This window comes from Actinoplanes sp. NPDC089786, from assembly GCF_040684855.1.
Classification (GTDB): domain Bacteria; phylum Actinomycetota; class Actinomycetes; order Mycobacteriales; family Micromonosporaceae; genus Actinoplanes.
Genome location: NZ_JBFBGU010000014.1, coordinates 1 through 15,179, shown reverse-complemented (window position 1 = coordinate 15,179; position 15,179 = coordinate 1). Strand labels below are relative to the sequence as shown.

Below are 15,179 nucleotides of genomic sequence, written 5' to 3'. Positions count from 1 at the left end.
TCTTCTACGGGCTGTAACAGGGGACGCGTAGCGTCGCAGCGTGGACCTCAACACTGTCGCTGAGGTGGTCAGCCCGGCCGGCGTCGGGCAGTGGCGGCCGGGTGACGCGTGGCTGGCCGGGGGCACGGCGCTGTTCGGCGAGCCGCGGCCGGCCGTCCGCCGCCTCCTCGACCTGGCCGCCGCCGGCTGGGCGCCGCTCACCGCCGGTGAGCACAGCCTGGAGATCGCGGCCACGTGCACGGTGGCTCAGCTGGCCGCGTATGCGCCGCCGCCGCGCTTCGAGGCGCTGCGGGCGATCACCCGGGGGTGCTGCCACGCCTTCCTGGCCAGCTTCAAGATCTGGAACGTCGCCACCGTGGGCGGGAACCTGTGCGCGGCGTTGCCGGCCGGTCCGATGATCGCGCTGACCGCGGGCCTCGACGGTGAGTGCCTGCTGCTGGCGCCGGACGGCTCGGAGCGGCGGGTGCCGGTGTCGGCCTTCGTCACCGGGAACGGCGCCACGGTGCTGGCCGACGGCGAGTTGCTGCGCTCGATCGACCTGCCGGCGCGCGCCCTGACCGGGGTGGCCACGTTCCGGCAGGGCTCCCTGCACACCCACGGCCGGTCGGCGGCCCTGCTGGTCGGGCGCCGCGACGTCGACGGGCGGTTCACGCTGACCGTCACCGGGTCGACCTGGCGGCCGTACGCGCTGACCTTCCCCTCGATGCCGGCGGCCGAGACCTTGCAGGTGGCGCTGACCGGCACCATCCCGGCCGACGGGTACGTCGACGACGTGCACGGCCTGCCCGCGTGGCGCCGGCACCTCACCCGCACCTACGCGGAGGAGATCCGCCGGGAGCTGTCGTCATGATCGTCAACGGCTCGCCGGTCGACGGCCCGCCGCCGCGGCCCGGGCAGTGCCTGCGGACCTATCTGCGGTCCCTGGGCCACTTCGGCGTGAAGAAGGGCTGCGACACCGGCGACTGCGGGGCGTGCACGGTGCATGTCGACGGGGTGCCGGTGCACTCCTGCGTCTATCCGGCCTTCCGCGCGTCCGACCGGTCGATCACCACGATCGAAGGCCTCGGCGCCGGCGGTGACCTGCACCCCGTACAGCAGCGGTTCCTCGAGGCGCAGGGCTTCCAATGCGGCTTCTGTACGGCCGGCTACATCATGACGGCGGCCGCCCTGCCGTCCGGCCTGGACCGGGCGCGCGCCCTCAAGGGAAGCCTGTGCCGGTGTACCGGATATCGCGCGATCGCCGACGCGCTCGACGGTGTGTGCAACGTCGACCCGGCCCGGCCCGGACACGCGGTCGGCGCCGGGGTGGGCGCGCCGGCCGGGCCGGTGATCGTCACGGGCGCGGAGCGGTACACGTTCGACCTGGACATCCCCGGGCTGCTGCACCTGAAGGTGGTGCGGTCGCCGCACGCCCACGCCCGGATCCGGTCGATCGACACGTCCGCGGCGTCGGCCGTGCCCGGGGTCCGGCTCGTGCTGACGCACCACGACGTACCCGCCACGCTCTATTCGACGGCGCAGCACGAGCACGCGTCCGAGGACCCGGCCGACACGCGGCTGCTCGACGACACGGTGCGCTTCGCCGGCCAGCGGGTGGCCGCGGTGGTGGCTTCCTCGGAGGCCGCGGCCGAGGAGGGGTGCCGGGCGCTTCGCGTCGAGTGGGAGGTGTTGCCGGCGGTGTTCGACCCGGTGGCGGCCATGGCGCCCGGCGCGCCGCTGCTGCACGGCGACACCAACGTCGTCGGCCGGTTGCGGGACGAGCTCGGTGACGTCGCCGCCGGCTTCGCGGCGGGCGCGGCCGAGTTCGAGGCGGTCTTCCGTACGCCGCGCGTCCAGCACGCCGCGCTCGAGACGCACGGCTCGGTCGGCTGGCTCGACGACGACGGCCGCCTCGTGGTGCGGTCGAGCACCCAGACGCCGTTCCTGACCCGCCGGGCGCTCTGCCGCGTCCTCGACCTGCCGCCGTCCGCGGTGCGGGTGCTCACCGGCCGGGTCGGCGGCGGCTTCGGCGGCAAGCAGGAGATGCTCACCGAAGACCTCGTCGCCCTCGCCGTCCTGCGTACCGGAAGCCCGGTGAAGTGGGAGTTCACCCGGGCCGAGCAGTTCACCGCGGCGACCACCCGGCACGCCTTCACGGTCCGCCTGCGAGCGGCCGCGGCGGCCGACGGCACCCTGACGGCCATGGACCTGGAGGCCGTCTCCGACACCGGCGCCTACGGCAACCACGGCCCCGCGGTGCTGTTCCACGGCTGCCACGAGTCCCTGGCCGTCTACCGCTGCCCCAACAAGCGGACCGACGCCCACGCCGTCTACACCAACACCGTCCCGGCCGGCGCCTTCCGCGGCTACGGCCTGGGCCAGGTCTCCTTCGCCGTCGAGTCGGTCCTTGACGAACTGGCGCGCGCCCTGTCCCTGGACCCCATCACCTTCCGCGAACGCAACGTCGTCCGCCCCGGCGAGCCGTTGACCGCCCCCGGCGACCACGCCGACGACCTCACCATAGCCAGCTACGGTCTGGACCAGTGCCTGTCCCACCTCCGCTCCCACGCCGCTCCCCGCCCCTCCACCCCGCCGTCGTCCTCCTCGGTGCCGCCTTCTCCGCCGGCGCCGTCCGGTGTCGTGATCGGCGGAGGCGCGCTGTCGGACGGTTCGGGTCGTGGCGCCGAGGCGCCGAGCGGCTGGTTGGTCGGGGAGGGCATGGCGATCGCGATGATCGCGGCCGGCCCACCCGGCGGCCACTTCGCCGACGCCGTGGCCACACTCCGGCCGGACGGCACCTACGAACTGGCCGTCGGCACCGCCGAGTTCGGCAACGGCAGCACCACCGTCCACGCCCAGATCGCCGCCGACGCGCTCGGCACCACCCCGGACCGCATCACCATCCGCCAGTCCGACACCGACGTGGTGCCCCACGACACCGGCGCCTTCGCCTCGACCGGCGTGGTGGTGGCCGGGAAGGCCGTCCTGCACGCCGCCCGCGCCCTGCGCGTTCAGATCCTGGACGCCTCCGGCGGCACCGACCTGACCGCCGACGCCGTGACCGACGGCCCCACGTTGAAGGAGCTGGCGGCCCGCACGCCCCACCCCCTGCGAGCCGAGGGCCACTGGGCCGGAAGCCCCCGCTCGGTGGCCTTCAACGCCCACTGGTTCCGCATCGCCGTAGATCCCCGCACCGGCGAACTCCGCATCCTGTCCAGCGTCCACAGCGCCGACGCGGGCACCGTCATGAACCCCTTGCAGATCCGGGGCCAGATCGAAGGCGGCGTAGCCCAGGCCATCGGCGCGGCCCTGTCCGAACACGTCGACATCAACCCCGAGGGTCACGTCACCACGGCCGGTTTCCGCCAGTACCACCTCCCCACCTTCGCCGACATCCCACGTACCGAGGTGCACCTGGCCCACACCGACGACACCATCGGCCCCCTCGGCGCCAAGTCCATGAGCGAAAGCCCGTTCAACCCCGTGGCCCCCGCCTTGGCCAACGCCCTCCGCGACGCCACCGGAATCCGCTTCACCGACCCACCCTTCACCCGCGACCGCATCTGGCTGGCCCTCAGCCGCCATGCTGACCACCCGTGACCCGGACCCCACTCGCCGTCCTGGGGCCCGGGAGCCGGCTCGAGCGCCGCCTGCTCCGCCCGGTTGCTCGACTCGCGCGGCCGTATCTGTCCGATATGTTCGGTACGGGACCTTGACCTCATCCAGCGCCCGCTCGAGGAAGAGGTCGAAGTTGAAGGTCAGGATGTACGTCACTGCTCCGGCCTTGGCGGCTGCGGCTGACCACCGGTGGTTCAGGTTCGGCGCTCCGTCCTCGAGTACCCGAAAGGATTCGAAGTAGCCGCCGCACTCCAGTCCGGCAACCCCGCCGGGGGATCCATGCTGATTCCCGCGCCAGTCAGCGCGACGGCCGAGCCTCTCGTCAATGCATTCTCCAGGCGGGACATCGGATCAGATCCGGCGGGCACCGGATCAATGAACCTTTTTCAACGTGGCCAGGGCCGTACGGAGCGGCGCCGGTCAACGGCGCTGAAGCCTCCGGCCGGTCGCCAGGTTGAAAAAGGTTCAATCTTGAGCCGAGCCATGCGCCGCAGCGCCGATTCGGCACGCCCGCTCGGATTGCCGGCGTGCTGCGCCGAGGCCTTTTCGAAATAGTCTTTGGCCTGTACTGGGTCGGCGGCCGCCAGCCTTAGCAGGCCGAGCTCGATCAGAGCCGTTGCGGACGCCGGGAGCCGGCCCGCCTCGATGACAGCCTCGTAAGCCGCCTCCACGGCGGCAGAGTCGCCGCCACCGCGCATGATGCGGCCAAGGCCAAGGCCAAGGCCGGCCTCCGGCGCCACGCGTGGGTTGCCGCTGTCGAGCGCCAGCCGGTAAAGGGGAAGGGCTTTGTCGTCGTCTTCCGCCGACAGTAAATCGGCGAGGGCCTTGGCCGCGTAGGGCGCGAGCTTCGGATGGTGGGAATCGATCACCATCTGATATGCCGCTTTTGCGTCGCTCAATTGCCGTAGAAGGCCTCCAGGCCACCCAAATTCAACGCCGCCATCGGCGCCGCGTCGGGGTCTCCGGATTCGATTGCGGCTTTGTACGCCGCCCGGGCCGCAGGCCAATCCTGTCGGGCCCGATGTAGAGATCCGAGCGCGGTCATCGCGAGTGGGCGAAGCGCCTCTGATCCATGTTCGAGGACTGCTTCGTAGGCCGAGCGTCCTTCCTCGATCTCACCGGCTTGGACGAGCAGGTCACCGGCGCGGATGCCGGTCCACGCCACGGCCTCCGAATCGCCCTCCGTCAGAGCGTCCCGAGGAGCCTGACGTGCGGCTTCTAGGTCTTGTGACATAGGTCCGGGCTTTCCGTTCTGGGGCGCCGAGCGACGGTGAACAGGTGGATGGTCGGTCAGTCGACGAGCTCGCCGCCCGTGTCGGCGATGAGGGTGGCGACCGGAGCGATCCGTTTTTCCGATCAGCCGATCAGCCGACCGCTTTCCCCAGCCTGCCAATGAATCGAATGACGACCGTGGACGATGAGTTCCTGCGGTTCCCGTCGGCCGAGATCCGGCGGCACGCCTGCGACGGAGGATTTGCAATCAGTTAGATCTCGGCTGACATGTGATGCCTTCGGAGGCTGCCGACTAAGGGGCCTGCGCGGCGCGACAAGTACTCGCCAGGGTCGGCGGTGACGCGCTAACGTCGGCATGTCCGTGCGTCATGCCGCTCACCTCACCGTCACGCTGGGTAGCGCGCGGATCGCGGCATGACAGTGCGGCTGAGTTGAATGATCATGCTGGTCAGGTCTGGACGCGGGCGCTCATCGGGCCGGGTGTCTTGGCCAGGTCCAGGCGACTCGTGCGATCGCGAGCCAGAGCATCATCTCCACGACCATTCCGACGACGTAGTAGATCCATTTTTCACCGACGATCGTTGCGCCTGCGGATGCCACGTAGGCCAGGCTGACAACGATGTTGACGATTCTGTTGATCCTTGCTCGGGCGAGGAGCGAAACGCTGACCATCAGACTCGGGGCTATCGCGAAAATCGTGACGAGGACGAGGAATCTCTGGTTGATCTCGATGTCCGTACCGGAGATTCTGCCCTCGAGCACCGAGGTGATGTTGTCGGCCCGGAAGGAGGCCAAGACATCGACGTACACGAACACGAACATCGTGGATATCCACAGGCCACTGAGTACGACCTTGACGTCCGGCTTCGAATCTTGCAGCTCTGTTGCCCTTTTCCTGTCCACCGATGGTCTCCTTTTGTGAGCCGATAGCCTCCAGCGGTCTCCACTCTCGACGTGACCGACCGCGGGCACCCGGGTCCACCGGCCGGTTTCTGACCTGTCCGATGGGCCAGGTCGCAGACCGTCCCGGTGGCCGGTGCGTCCGCCAACGCACGACCACTACCGTGACGGGAATGCGGAACGCTGCGATGGCGGGCAGGCGCGACTGGGCGCTCGCCACGATCGTCGTGGTCGTGGTCGCGGTCGAAGCGGTCCTTCGCACTGATCTGCTGTGGCGACCCGTCGCAATCGCCTTCGGATGCGGACTGGCGGTCGCGACGCTCCACCGGCGAACCCACCCCGTGACAGCGGTGGCGTTCGCGTTCGGAGGGTTCGCGGTGCTCGACGTGGCCACGTTCATCGCGCATGCCAAGCCCGTGGAGTTGCGCAGTGGGGTGGGTCGTGCTGGTGCTGACCTACTCGCTGTTCCGATGGCGTGCCGGCCGCGATGCCGTCATCGGGGCTGTCATCGTCGCCGTCGCCGTCGCCGTCATTGTCGGCCGAAACTCCCTCGGGCTCGGTGAGACGATCGCCGCGACCGCCCTGTTGCTGTTCACGGCGGCGCTGGGGGCATCGATCCGCTACCGAGGCACCGCCCGCCAGCAACTGGTCGAACAGGCCAAGCTTCAAGAGCGAGAGCAACTCGCATGAGAGCTGCACGACACCGTCGCCCACCACGTCTCCGCGATAGCGATCCAGGCGCAGGCCGGGCTGTTCCTCGCGCGGTCGTCGTCGCTCAGCGGGGCGACCGAGGCGCTCGAGACCATTGACCGCGAAGCGGCCCGAACCCTGGCCGAGATGCGCACGATGGTCAGCGCACTACGCGACCGCAACACACGGCCGGCCACGGCCCCCCGACGTCGCATCGCCGACATCGAACGGCTCGCCGCCAACAGCACCGACGCCCTTCGCATCGACGTTGCACTGCACGGCGAACTGACGAACCTCCCACCGGCGCTGGAGGCCGCCCTCTACCGGGTCGCGCAGGAGTCGGTCACCAACGCCCAACGGCATGCACAACACGCAACCCGGGTCCAGGTCAACGTGAGCGGAACCGCAACCGACGTACAGCTTGCCGTCAGCGACGACGGCGCCCGTACCTCGCCCGCCCCGAACCATTCCGGATACGGGCTTATCGGCATGACCGAGCGGGTCACACTCTTCGGCGGGACGCTCATAGCCGGACCGAACCCGGATCGCGGCTGGACCGTCCGGGCCGTTCTCCCACGCCACGGTGCCGCGCCATGACCATTCGCGTACTCATCGCCGACGACCAGGGCATCGTCCGTGCAGGACTGTCAACGATCCTCAACGGCCAGCCTGACATCGAAGTGGTCGGACAGGCCCCCGACGGACGTGAGGCCGTCGCCCTCGCCCGGCAACTGCGGCCCGACGTCTGTCTGTTCGACATCCGCATGCCGCACCTCGACGGTATCGAAGCCACGCGCTTGCTCGCCGGACCGCACGTCACCGAGCCGATCGCCGTCGTCGTGATCACCACGTTCGACACCGACGAATACATTCACGGAGCCCTCAAGGCAGGCGCCCGCGGCTTTCTCCTCAAAGGCACCGAACCCGACCAGCTGATCCGGGCCATCCACGCCGCGGTGCAAGGCGACGCGCTCATCGACCCAGGGGTCACCCGCCGACTGCTCGCCACGTTCTCCACGAACGTCCCCGCCACACCGCCGTCCCAACCCATCGACGCCCTCACCCAACGCGAGGAAGACGTGCTGCGCACGGTCGCGCGAGGCCGGACGAACGCCGAGATCGCCGAGGAACTCCACATCAGCATGAGTACGGTCAAGTTCCATCTCGCCAGCCTCATGACCAAGCTGGGTGCCCGAAACCGGGTCGAACTCGCCATGTGGGCCTACGAAACAAAACGCGTCAAGTAAATCCGAGGCCCTGGATAACCCATCGACACGAGCGACGCCGACGCCAGAACCCCGATCGCAGACACAATTCACCGCCCAGCGAGGCTTGCCGCCGATGCGGCGTAAACGAAGGACAAGCCACGACCATGCCAAACCTCAATGCCAGCCACTCTTTCGGCCACGGCCTCGCAACGGTTCGTCGGCTACTTGTCACCGCGTTTCGCCTCATGGGCTATGAAACGCGTGATGGACGTATCCCGAGATTCGGGAACGCCCTGTCATCGGCATGTCCGTGTGCGGACAGCGCCAGGCTTGCCGTGACCCTGCGTAGCGCTGACCGGATCACGGCAGATGAGTTCGCCGTTGGGCCAGGGCCGTCTTGAGTCGGTTGGTGTTGTCGTCTGTGGCCAAGCTTGATGTACGGCCTCGCCGTGGTCTATCCGTGTCGGGGCGTTCGGGCTAGGTACTCGGTCAGGGCCTCCAGCACAGGACCGTGCATGAGGGCGTTGTCGTCGCCCGCGTTGGCCATCAGGACTATGGCTTGTTGCCGCGCGGGACGCAGCACTGTCAGTACGTAGAAGGTGCCGGCGCTGCCGGCACTGGAGGACTCCTCGTCAATGGGTGCGGGGTAGCCGATCCCGCGGTATATCTCCGGGACCGAACCGACCGCGGTGTGCTTCGTCGAACCGCTGCTCTGGGCCTGCGCGGCCGTCCTGCTCTTCGTGCTGCCGGGCCGGATCCCGCGGGTGCTGGTCGGGGTCGTGCTGACGGCCGGGGTCGGGCTCGCCTGGTTCAGCGGCTTCGTACCCGTCGTCTTCGCGGCCGTGCTCACCCTGCTGACCGCCGGGATGATCGCGGTCGGCCGCTTCACGTCGCCCCGCGTCGCGATCGCGAGCGGCCTGACCGCCTGGCTCGCCGTCACCGCCGTCCTGATCGGCGCCGGCCGAACCGCGAAGAACCAGGTCGAGGAGGTGCTGGCGGACCGTTTCCCGGCGGCCCGCACCCTCGACACGGTCCTCACGCCGCTGCCTGCCGACCCGGCCTGCCGTCAGGTGCTGGCCGTGCAGATCAGCGGCGACCAGTACGTGATCCGCAAGGCGTACCACTCGCTGGCACCCGGCCTGATCACCGCCGAGCGATGCTCCCGGCTCTACCCGGGCGGTGGCGAGACGGACGCGCCGCTGGTGCCGGTGGCCCAGCCGAGCACGGCCGCGATCGCGTGGGTCGGCGAGCTGTCGATCGCCGCCGACACATTCCGCACGCTGTCCGGGGAGTACTGCGCCGTCCGTACGCTGATGCAGTTCGCCCGGGCCCCGTACGCCGCGCCCCGAGGGGACGGCTGGACGGTCGCCGACCTCCGCTTCGACGGCGAGACCGGTCCCAGCATCTTCGAGGTCGAGGTCGGCCCGGGTCAGGATCAGTGCCCTCGGGTACGCGCGCCCTGGCTGCCGCCGCGCGAGGACGTGCTCCGGGGCCGCTGAGCCCTACCCCGCCGACCTGGCCGACCGCGTGGCCCGGGAGCCGTGGCTGGGGATGCCTCCGGGCGCGGAGAACTGCCGGAACAGGCGCAGGATGCCGGCTTCGTCCAGGGACACCTGCGGGTAGATCTCGCTGTAGGTGCCCTCGAGGTAGCCGGCGGCGACCAGCGCGGGACCGCGCCCGGGCGTTCCCCGGGGCGACAAAGCCTTCATCCGTCGTCTTCTCTGTCCGGCGTTTGTTGTTCAGCGAGCCGCGTCGAACCTGAACAACGTCAAATTGCCTACGGTCTGGTGCGTTCCGCGTTGCCGACACGGTGGCCCCATCCTCGGGGTGCGGCGGAACGAGTCCTTCCATCTCAGAGGCCGCATGAGCGGGCCTGAAGGAGTCGATCGATGAGTTCCGTACGAGTACGCAGACCCATCGGGATCGCCGCGGCGGCTGTCCTGAGCCTCGGTGCCGTTCCAGCCCAGGCAGCGGCCGCCCCGAACCCCGGCCCCTCCGCTCCGGCCGCCGACCAGGGCCACCATCCCGGCGACCGCCGGGCGAACTTCGACGCCCGAGTCCTGGGTGAACAGGCGACCACCACGCTCCGCACCAAGCGTCAACCGACCGCCGTCACCAAGCTGCACGAGGGCCTCGGCCCGCAGGGCCTGGTCGACATCGACCCGGCCACCGGGACGGCCCGGCGCGTCGCCCGCCTCGACGGGTTCCTGACCACCGCCAGCGCCAAGCCGGCCAAGGAGATCGTCGCCGCCTACCTCGCCGCCAATCCCGGCGTCTTCGGCGACACCGCCGCCCTGCGGCTCCGCAAGGACTACGTCGACGTCGACGGCACCCACCACCTGAGCTACGAGCAGGTCGTGGGCAACGTGCCGGTGTTCGGCAACGGCGTCAAGGCCGACGTCACCAGGAACGGCGAGCTCATCCAGGTCACCGGCTCCCCGGCCGCGTCGCTGCCGGCCTCGCTGGGCGCCGCCCGCCTGACCGCCGCCCAGGCCCGGGACACCGCCGCCAAGGACGCCGGGTCACCGGCCACCGCCCGAGCCGGCGACCCGACCAAGCTGGTCGCCTTCGCCACCAGGGGCGGCGCTCGCCCGGCCTGGCAGATCCTCTCCACCAAGGCCGGCTACCTGCATGTGGTCGACGCGGCCACCGGCCGGGTCCTCTACCGGCAGGACCTGCTGCTCAACGACAACGCGCCGGCCGCCTCCGTGTGGCAGAACTACCCGGGCGCCCCGCTCGGCGGTGTGCAGCAGCAGCGGCCGCTGAAGAACTGGATCGCGCCCGACGCCACCACGCTCAACGGCGATTCCACCCACGTGTTCCTCGACGTGAACGACGACGACGTGGCCAACGAGGGCGAAGAGGTCGCCCCGAACAAGCCCGGCGACTGGCGGTTCCCGTTCAAGGACTTCACCAGCCAGGTCGGCCCGCCCTGCGCCGCCGACAAGCAGTGCTCGTGGAACCCGAAGGTCCCGTACTCGTGGAAGGACAACGCCAAGCAGAACGCCGCCCAGTTGTTCTACTACGTGAGCAGCTTCCACGACCACCTGGAGAAGTCGCCGATCGGCTTCACCCGGGCGGCCGGCAACTACGAGACCGCCGACGGCGACCCGATCGAGGTCAACGCCATCGACGGCGCCGACCTGTTCGGCACCGGTGACCCCGCCTACCTCAACAACGCCAACATGCTGCCCACCCCGGACGACGTGCCCGGCCGCATGCAGATGTACCTGTTCGCCGACCCACTCCTGGCCGCCAACTCCGGGGACGAGGCCGACATCGTCTTCCACGAGTACACCCACGGAATGTCCAACCGGCTCGTGGTCGACGCGTCCGGCAACTCGACCCTGTACGGCATCCAGGGCTACTCCATGGGCGAGGCGTGGAGCGACTGGTACGCCTTCGACAAGCTGGTCGCCGACGGCTTCCAGACCGACACGCCGGCCCCAGGCGAGGTGCTGGTCGGCCGCTATGTCGGCGACGATCAGAACCTTATCCGTACGCAGCCGCTGGACTGCGCGGTCGGCGCCCCCGCGGACGTCTGCCCGGGCACCCCGGGCGCCGGATCGGGCGGTTACACGTACGGCGACTTCGGCAAGATCGTCAGTGGGCCGGAGGCGCACGCGGACGGTGAGATCTGGGGCGAGACGCTCTGGGACCTGCGTACGTCGGTCGGCTCGAAGCTCGCCGAGTCCCTGGTCACCCGGGCGATGGAGCTGTCACCGGCCAACCCGTCGTTCCTCGACATGCGCAACTCGATCCTGATGGCCGACAAGGTCACCCGCGACGGCCGGGACGCCAAGAAGATCTGGAAGGTGTTCGCCGGTCGTGGCATGGGCTGGTTCGCCTCCGACTTCGGCGGCGGCTACAGCACCACCCCGGTCGAGGACTTCTCGGTGCCGCCGACGCGGGACGCGTTGCGGACCAAGGTCAGCGGCACGGTCACCGACTCCGTCACCGGCGCGCCGCTGGCCGGGGCGACGGTCACCTTCGCCGGACACGCCTCCGGCTTCGCCAACCCGTATCAGGCGACCACCGACCCGCAGGGCCGCTACACGATCACCGGAGTGCTCCCCGGCGGCACCTATCCACAGGTGAACGCGGTGGCCGCCGCCTATTCGGTGGGTGTCAAGGAGGTGCGGATACACCAGGGCGCCAACACCGTCGACTGGGCGCTGGACCGGGACTGGGCGGCCACCGGCGGCGGCAGCAAGGTGGCCGGCTTCAACGGCGAGGACTACAGCGACTTCGGCTGCGGTCCGGGCGACGTCCTCGACACCCTGCCGTGGACAGGCTGGAGCACCGACGCCAGATTCGACGCCGACAACCGCATGGATCCACGCTTCCTCGTGGTGGAACTGCCGAAGCCGGTCACCGTCTCGTCGATCGTGATCGACCCCACCGCGACCTGTGGCGACGACCTCAGCGCCTCGACCGGTGACTACCGGGTCGAGACGTCGGCCGACGGCCAGACCTGGACGGTCGCCTCCGAGGGCCACTTCGGGGTCGCCAACCGGAACAAGATGAACGAGGTCCCGCTCGCTGCCGGAAGCACCTCCGGGGTGCGCTACCTGCGTTACACCATGCTCGGGACGCAGACCGCCGAGAACGGCATCAACTGCCCGGAGGCCGACGGATACTACGCAGGCTGTTACTTCGTCGACACTGCTGAGGTTGCGGTGCACGGTAACGCCCGATAAGCGGCTCCGGGTGCCCTGCTCGGGCGCATGGGCACCCGGAGCTCCGGTCCGAACTGGTCCCTGAGGAGTGCGGGATCATCGATGCGACACGTCCGATCCGCCGCGGCGGATCGGCTGTCGTGCTGACCCTGTCGACGACTGCCCGCGCTTCCAGCGAGTGTGGCACCTCGGGCCGGCCCGACTCGGTAGTCCGCCACCAATCGTTGCCGCGCACCCGCCGGGCCGGTCGCGCGTTCGCATTCCACCGCCATGGAGAGCGTCGCGCTGACCGCCGCCGGGACGGCTGTCTGGGCGGGCGGCACGTGTGCCCCCGTGCTGTGTCCGCCCGCCCAGACGCCTCCGGCGCAGACCCTGATGACCTTCGGCGCCACCGAGGCCTCTTACCCGGCGAGTCCGGCCTCCCGGTCGGCGGCGGCGATCTGATCGTGGAAGCGCCGGTGGACCCAGCAGCGCTCGCCGAGGAGCTGCGTCCGCCCCCAGCGGCCGGACACCGGCCCGAGCCGGGTGCGCCGAGGCGCCGCGCCGATCAGCCGTTGCGGTCGGCCACCGCCCGACCAGCGGCTGCTCGCGAGCACGTAGATGGTCTCCGGGGTGACCGCGACGCAGCGGTACCGGGCCCAGAAGATGGCGAGTCCGGTCAGGTAGACGAGCACGAAGACGACGAAGTTCGGCGCGGTCTGGTAGATGAACACCTGCCGGACCTCGGCCTTCGGCGGCAGGAAGGGCGCCGCGCGCCGTGCCAGGTCCTCGCGCATGGCCGGCTTGGTCACAAGGTCCTTCCTAGCAACGTCCAGCCAGCGCAGCCGGTAGGGCGGGGTGCCGTCGTTGCGGACGATCGCGGTGACCAGCCCGACCCGGCGGTGCTCGCCGAGACAACGCGTCCTCGACGCCCGTACACGCTCAGGGTGATGACTTGGGTGGCGTCGCCTTCACCCCGATCGTGCTCAACGGCATCGGTGACCAGATCTCGACCATCGCCCAGCAGCAGGCCCACGAGACGGTCGTACGGTCACGGGGCAACGAGGGGCTGCTGCGGCAGACCTACGTCGCCACCGCCGGTCACTGCACCTGCGTCACGGGCGAGTACGTGGCCGCGATCGAGGTGATGGCCCGGCGGTTGCGTACCGGGAGGTGGCCGGACTGGACCGGGCGGCGATGAACGGCCGCGCGACCGGCCCGGACCCGGAGGGCCGGCCGGGCCGGTACCTGACCTACCGCCCGGAGACCTTCAACCGCCCGTTCCCGGCCTGAGCCGGCCGGCGCCGGTCAGGCGAGGGCCTGCCAGGCCGAGGTGAGATTGCGGCGGAGTTCGACCGGGTCGAGGTCGCTGGTCATCGTCTCCTCCAGCCGGCGGACCGGTTCGGCCAGCCCGGCCAGCAGTTCGGTGCCCGTGCCGGTGAGGTAGATGAGCATCTCGCGGCGGTTGGCGGGGTTGCGTTCACGCCGGATCAGACGGCGTTCCTCGAGCGTGGAGACCATGTCGGCCATGGCCTGGGCGGTGACGAACGAGTCGCGGGCCAGCTTGGCGGTGGTCAGGCCGTCGTGCCGGTGCAGCACGGTCAGGGCGGTGTACTGCAGGGCGGTGATCCCAGCCGGCCGGACCAGGTCGCTCAGCCGCGCCCGGACCAGCAACTCCAGCTGTTTCACCAGGTAGAGCAGCGATGAAGCGGTCGTGCGGGGAACAGCCGTCATGGGCTGGATGGTAGAGCATTGACAGGAAGCCTGTTCGATACGAAGCTGTGAAGAACAGGTTTCCTGTCCTTTCTCCCAGGGTGGTTGCTCATGGATCTCGGTGGCAAGGTGGCGATCGTGACCGGCAGCGGTCGCGGACTCGGACTGGCGTACGCGAAGGCCCTGGCCGCCGCGGGCGCGGCCGTCGTGGTCAACGACGTCGACGCCACGGCGGTGGACGCCGCGGTCGCCGCGATCACGGACGGCGGCGGTCGCGCGACGGGGGTGACCGCGCCGGTCGGCGACACCGCCACGGCGCAGGCCCTCGTCGAGACCGCGGTCCGGGTGTTCGGCCGGCTCGACGTGCTGATCACGAACGCCGGCATCCTGCGCGACCGGGTGCTCTGGAAGATGACCGACGAAGACTTCGACGCGGTGATCAACGTGCACCTGCGCGGCACGTTCACCTGCGCCCGGGCTGCCGCGGTGCGCCTGCGTGAGCAGGGCGACGGCGGCCGGATCATCCTGATCTCCTCGCCGGCGGGCCAGCGCGGCAACTTCGGCCAGACCAACTACGCCGCCGCCAAGGCCGGCATCGCCGCCATGGCCCGCACCTGGGCGCTCGAGCTGGCCCGCAACGGCATCACGGTCAACGCCGTGGTCCCGGTCGCGGCCACCGAGATGACCCGCACCATCCCCGCCTTCGCCCCGGTCATCGACGAGGCCGAACGCACCGGTGCGCCGTTGCCCGCCTGGCTGCGGCGCGACGAGGGGCTCGGCACCGTCGACGACGTCACCGGCCTGATCACGTTCCTCGCCTCGGAAGCGGCCAAGGACATCACCGGCCAGGCGATCGGGGTCGGCGGTGACCGGCTCGCGCTCTGGGCCCACCCGTCGGAGAAGGCGGTCGCGTTCGCCGACGGCGGGTGGAGCGCCGAGGCGATCGCCTCGGCCCCGGTCTTCGAGCAGCTCGAGACCTACGGCATCCCCGCGCCGAAGGCCCCGGACGCGTGATGGACGTCGCCGGCCTCGTTGCGATCGATGTCCACACGCACGCCGAGATCAGCCGGGACGGCCACGGTTCGCTCAGCCCCGAGCTGCTCGGTGCGTCCGAGGACTACTTCAAGGCCCACGGCCATCGGCAGCCGACGATCGACGAGACCGCGGCCTACTACCGGGA

Annotated in this window: 14 protein-coding genes and 2 pseudogenes; 9 read left to right on the top strand and 7 right to left on the bottom strand. The window is 70.1% G+C overall.

All coding sequences use genetic code 11. The features are described from left to right. Positions 1–40 precede the first annotated feature (40 nt). Together AB0O15_RS31015 and AB0O15_RS31010 are read left to right on the top strand one after the other, a co-directional pair. Entirely contained in the window at positions 41–850 is an 810-nt protein-coding gene (locus tag AB0O15_RS31015; protein ID WP_364325604.1) for an FAD binding domain-containing protein, read from the top strand. Continuing rightward, on the top strand, positions 847–3,579 hold the full coding sequence (locus tag AB0O15_RS31010) for a molybdopterin cofactor-binding domain-containing protein (protein ID WP_364325601.1): 2,733 nt from the start codon (positions 847–849) through the stop codon (positions 3,577–3,579). The genes AB0O15_RS31015 and AB0O15_RS31010 overlap by 4 nt, the downstream gene beginning before the upstream one ends. 404 nt (positions 3,580–3,983) lie before the next feature. Here the strand turns inward: AB0O15_RS31010 and AB0O15_RS31005 are convergent, their stop codons facing one another. From AB0O15_RS31005 to AB0O15_RS30995, 3 genes are all read right to left on the bottom strand, one after another. Continuing rightward, positions 3,984–4,469, bottom strand: a complete 486-nt coding sequence (locus AB0O15_RS31005) for a hypothetical protein (RefSeq protein ID WP_364325600.1) — start codon at positions 4,467–4,469, stop codon at positions 3,984–3,986. A 23-nt stretch (positions 4,470–4,492) separates the two neighbouring features. Then, positions 4,493–4,762 (bottom strand): tetratricopeptide repeat protein, encoded by a 270-nt coding sequence (locus tag AB0O15_RS31000; protein ID WP_364325598.1) that lies wholly within the window; start codon positions 4,760–4,762, stop codon positions 4,493–4,495. A gap of 536 nt (positions 4,763–5,298) precedes the next feature. Next, positions 5,299–5,733: a DUF6326 family protein gene (locus tag AB0O15_RS30995; RefSeq protein WP_364325596.1), complete on the bottom strand. Its 435-nt coding sequence runs from the start codon at positions 5,731–5,733 to the stop codon at positions 5,299–5,301. 438 nt (positions 5,734–6,171) lie between these two features. Here AB0O15_RS30995 and AB0O15_RS30990 point away from each other — a divergent pair, with 438 nt between their 5' ends. From AB0O15_RS30990 to AB0O15_RS30975, 4 genes are all read left to right on the top strand, one after another. After that, positions 6,172–6,420, top strand: coding sequence for a hypothetical protein (locus tag AB0O15_RS30990; RefSeq protein ID WP_364325595.1), 249 nt, complete (start codon positions 6,172–6,174; stop codon positions 6,418–6,420). A 3-nt stretch (positions 6,421–6,423) separates the two neighbouring features. Then, positions 6,424–7,017 carry an ATP-binding protein gene (locus AB0O15_RS30985; RefSeq protein WP_364326175.1) on the top strand — a complete coding sequence of 198 codons (594 nt, stop codon included), beginning with the start codon at positions 6,424–6,426 and terminating at the stop codon, positions 7,015–7,017. Then, positions 7,014–7,667, top strand: coding sequence for a response regulator transcription factor (locus AB0O15_RS30980; RefSeq protein WP_364325593.1), 654 nt, complete (start codon positions 7,014–7,016; stop codon positions 7,665–7,667). The genes AB0O15_RS30985 and AB0O15_RS30980 overlap by 4 nt, the downstream gene beginning before the upstream one ends. Positions 7,668–8,317: 650 nt before the next feature. Next, positions 8,318–9,127, top strand: a complete 810-nt coding sequence (locus tag AB0O15_RS30975) for a hypothetical protein (protein ID WP_364325591.1) — start codon at positions 8,318–8,320, stop codon at positions 9,125–9,127. Positions 9,128–9,163: 36 nt separating this feature from the next. Here the strand turns inward: AB0O15_RS30975 and AB0O15_RS30970 are convergent. Beyond that, positions 9,164–9,301, bottom strand: a pseudogene (locus AB0O15_RS30970) (hypothetical protein); the annotation flags it as partial. Between the two features lie 216 nt (positions 9,302–9,517). Between AB0O15_RS30970 and AB0O15_RS30965 the strand changes: the two are divergent. Beyond that, on the top strand, positions 9,518–12,328 hold the full coding sequence (locus AB0O15_RS30965; RefSeq protein ID WP_364325588.1) for a M36 family metallopeptidase: 2,811 nt from the start codon (positions 9,518–9,520) through the stop codon (positions 12,326–12,328). A gap of 380 nt (positions 12,329–12,708) precedes the next feature. Here AB0O15_RS30965 and AB0O15_RS30960 read toward each other — a convergent pair whose 3' ends face one another. Both AB0O15_RS30960 and AB0O15_RS30955 read right to left on the bottom strand, forming a co-directional pair. Further along, complete coding sequence (locus AB0O15_RS30960) at positions 12,709–13,098, bottom strand: hypothetical protein (RefSeq protein ID WP_364325585.1); 390 nt, start codon at positions 13,096–13,098, stop codon at positions 12,709–12,711. Positions 13,099–13,128: 30 nt separating this feature from the next. After that, positions 13,129–13,197 (bottom strand): annotated as a pseudogene (locus AB0O15_RS30955) (DUF1918 domain-containing protein); the annotation flags it as partial. Positions 13,198–13,241: 44 nt separating this feature from the next. Between AB0O15_RS30955 and AB0O15_RS30950 the strand changes: the two are divergent. Further along, on the top strand, positions 13,242–13,487 hold the full coding sequence (locus AB0O15_RS30950) for a hypothetical protein (RefSeq protein WP_364325582.1): 246 nt from the start codon (positions 13,242–13,244) through the stop codon (positions 13,485–13,487). A 107-nt stretch (positions 13,488–13,594) separates the two neighbouring features. Here AB0O15_RS30950 and AB0O15_RS30945 read toward each other — a convergent pair whose 3' ends face one another. Then, the gene (locus tag AB0O15_RS30945) at positions 13,595–14,020 is read right to left on the bottom strand and encodes a MarR family winged helix-turn-helix transcriptional regulator (protein ID WP_364325580.1); all 426 of its coding nucleotides are present in this window, start codon (positions 14,018–14,020) and stop codon (positions 13,595–13,597) included. A 90-nt stretch (positions 14,021–14,110) separates the two neighbouring features. Here AB0O15_RS30945 and AB0O15_RS30940 point away from each other — a divergent pair, with 90 nt between their 5' ends. Further along, positions 14,111–15,013 (top strand): SDR family NAD(P)-dependent oxidoreductase, encoded by a 903-nt coding sequence (locus AB0O15_RS30940; RefSeq protein WP_364325577.1) that lies wholly within the window; start codon positions 14,111–14,113, stop codon positions 15,011–15,013. Positions 15,014–15,179: the final 166 nt, after the last annotated feature.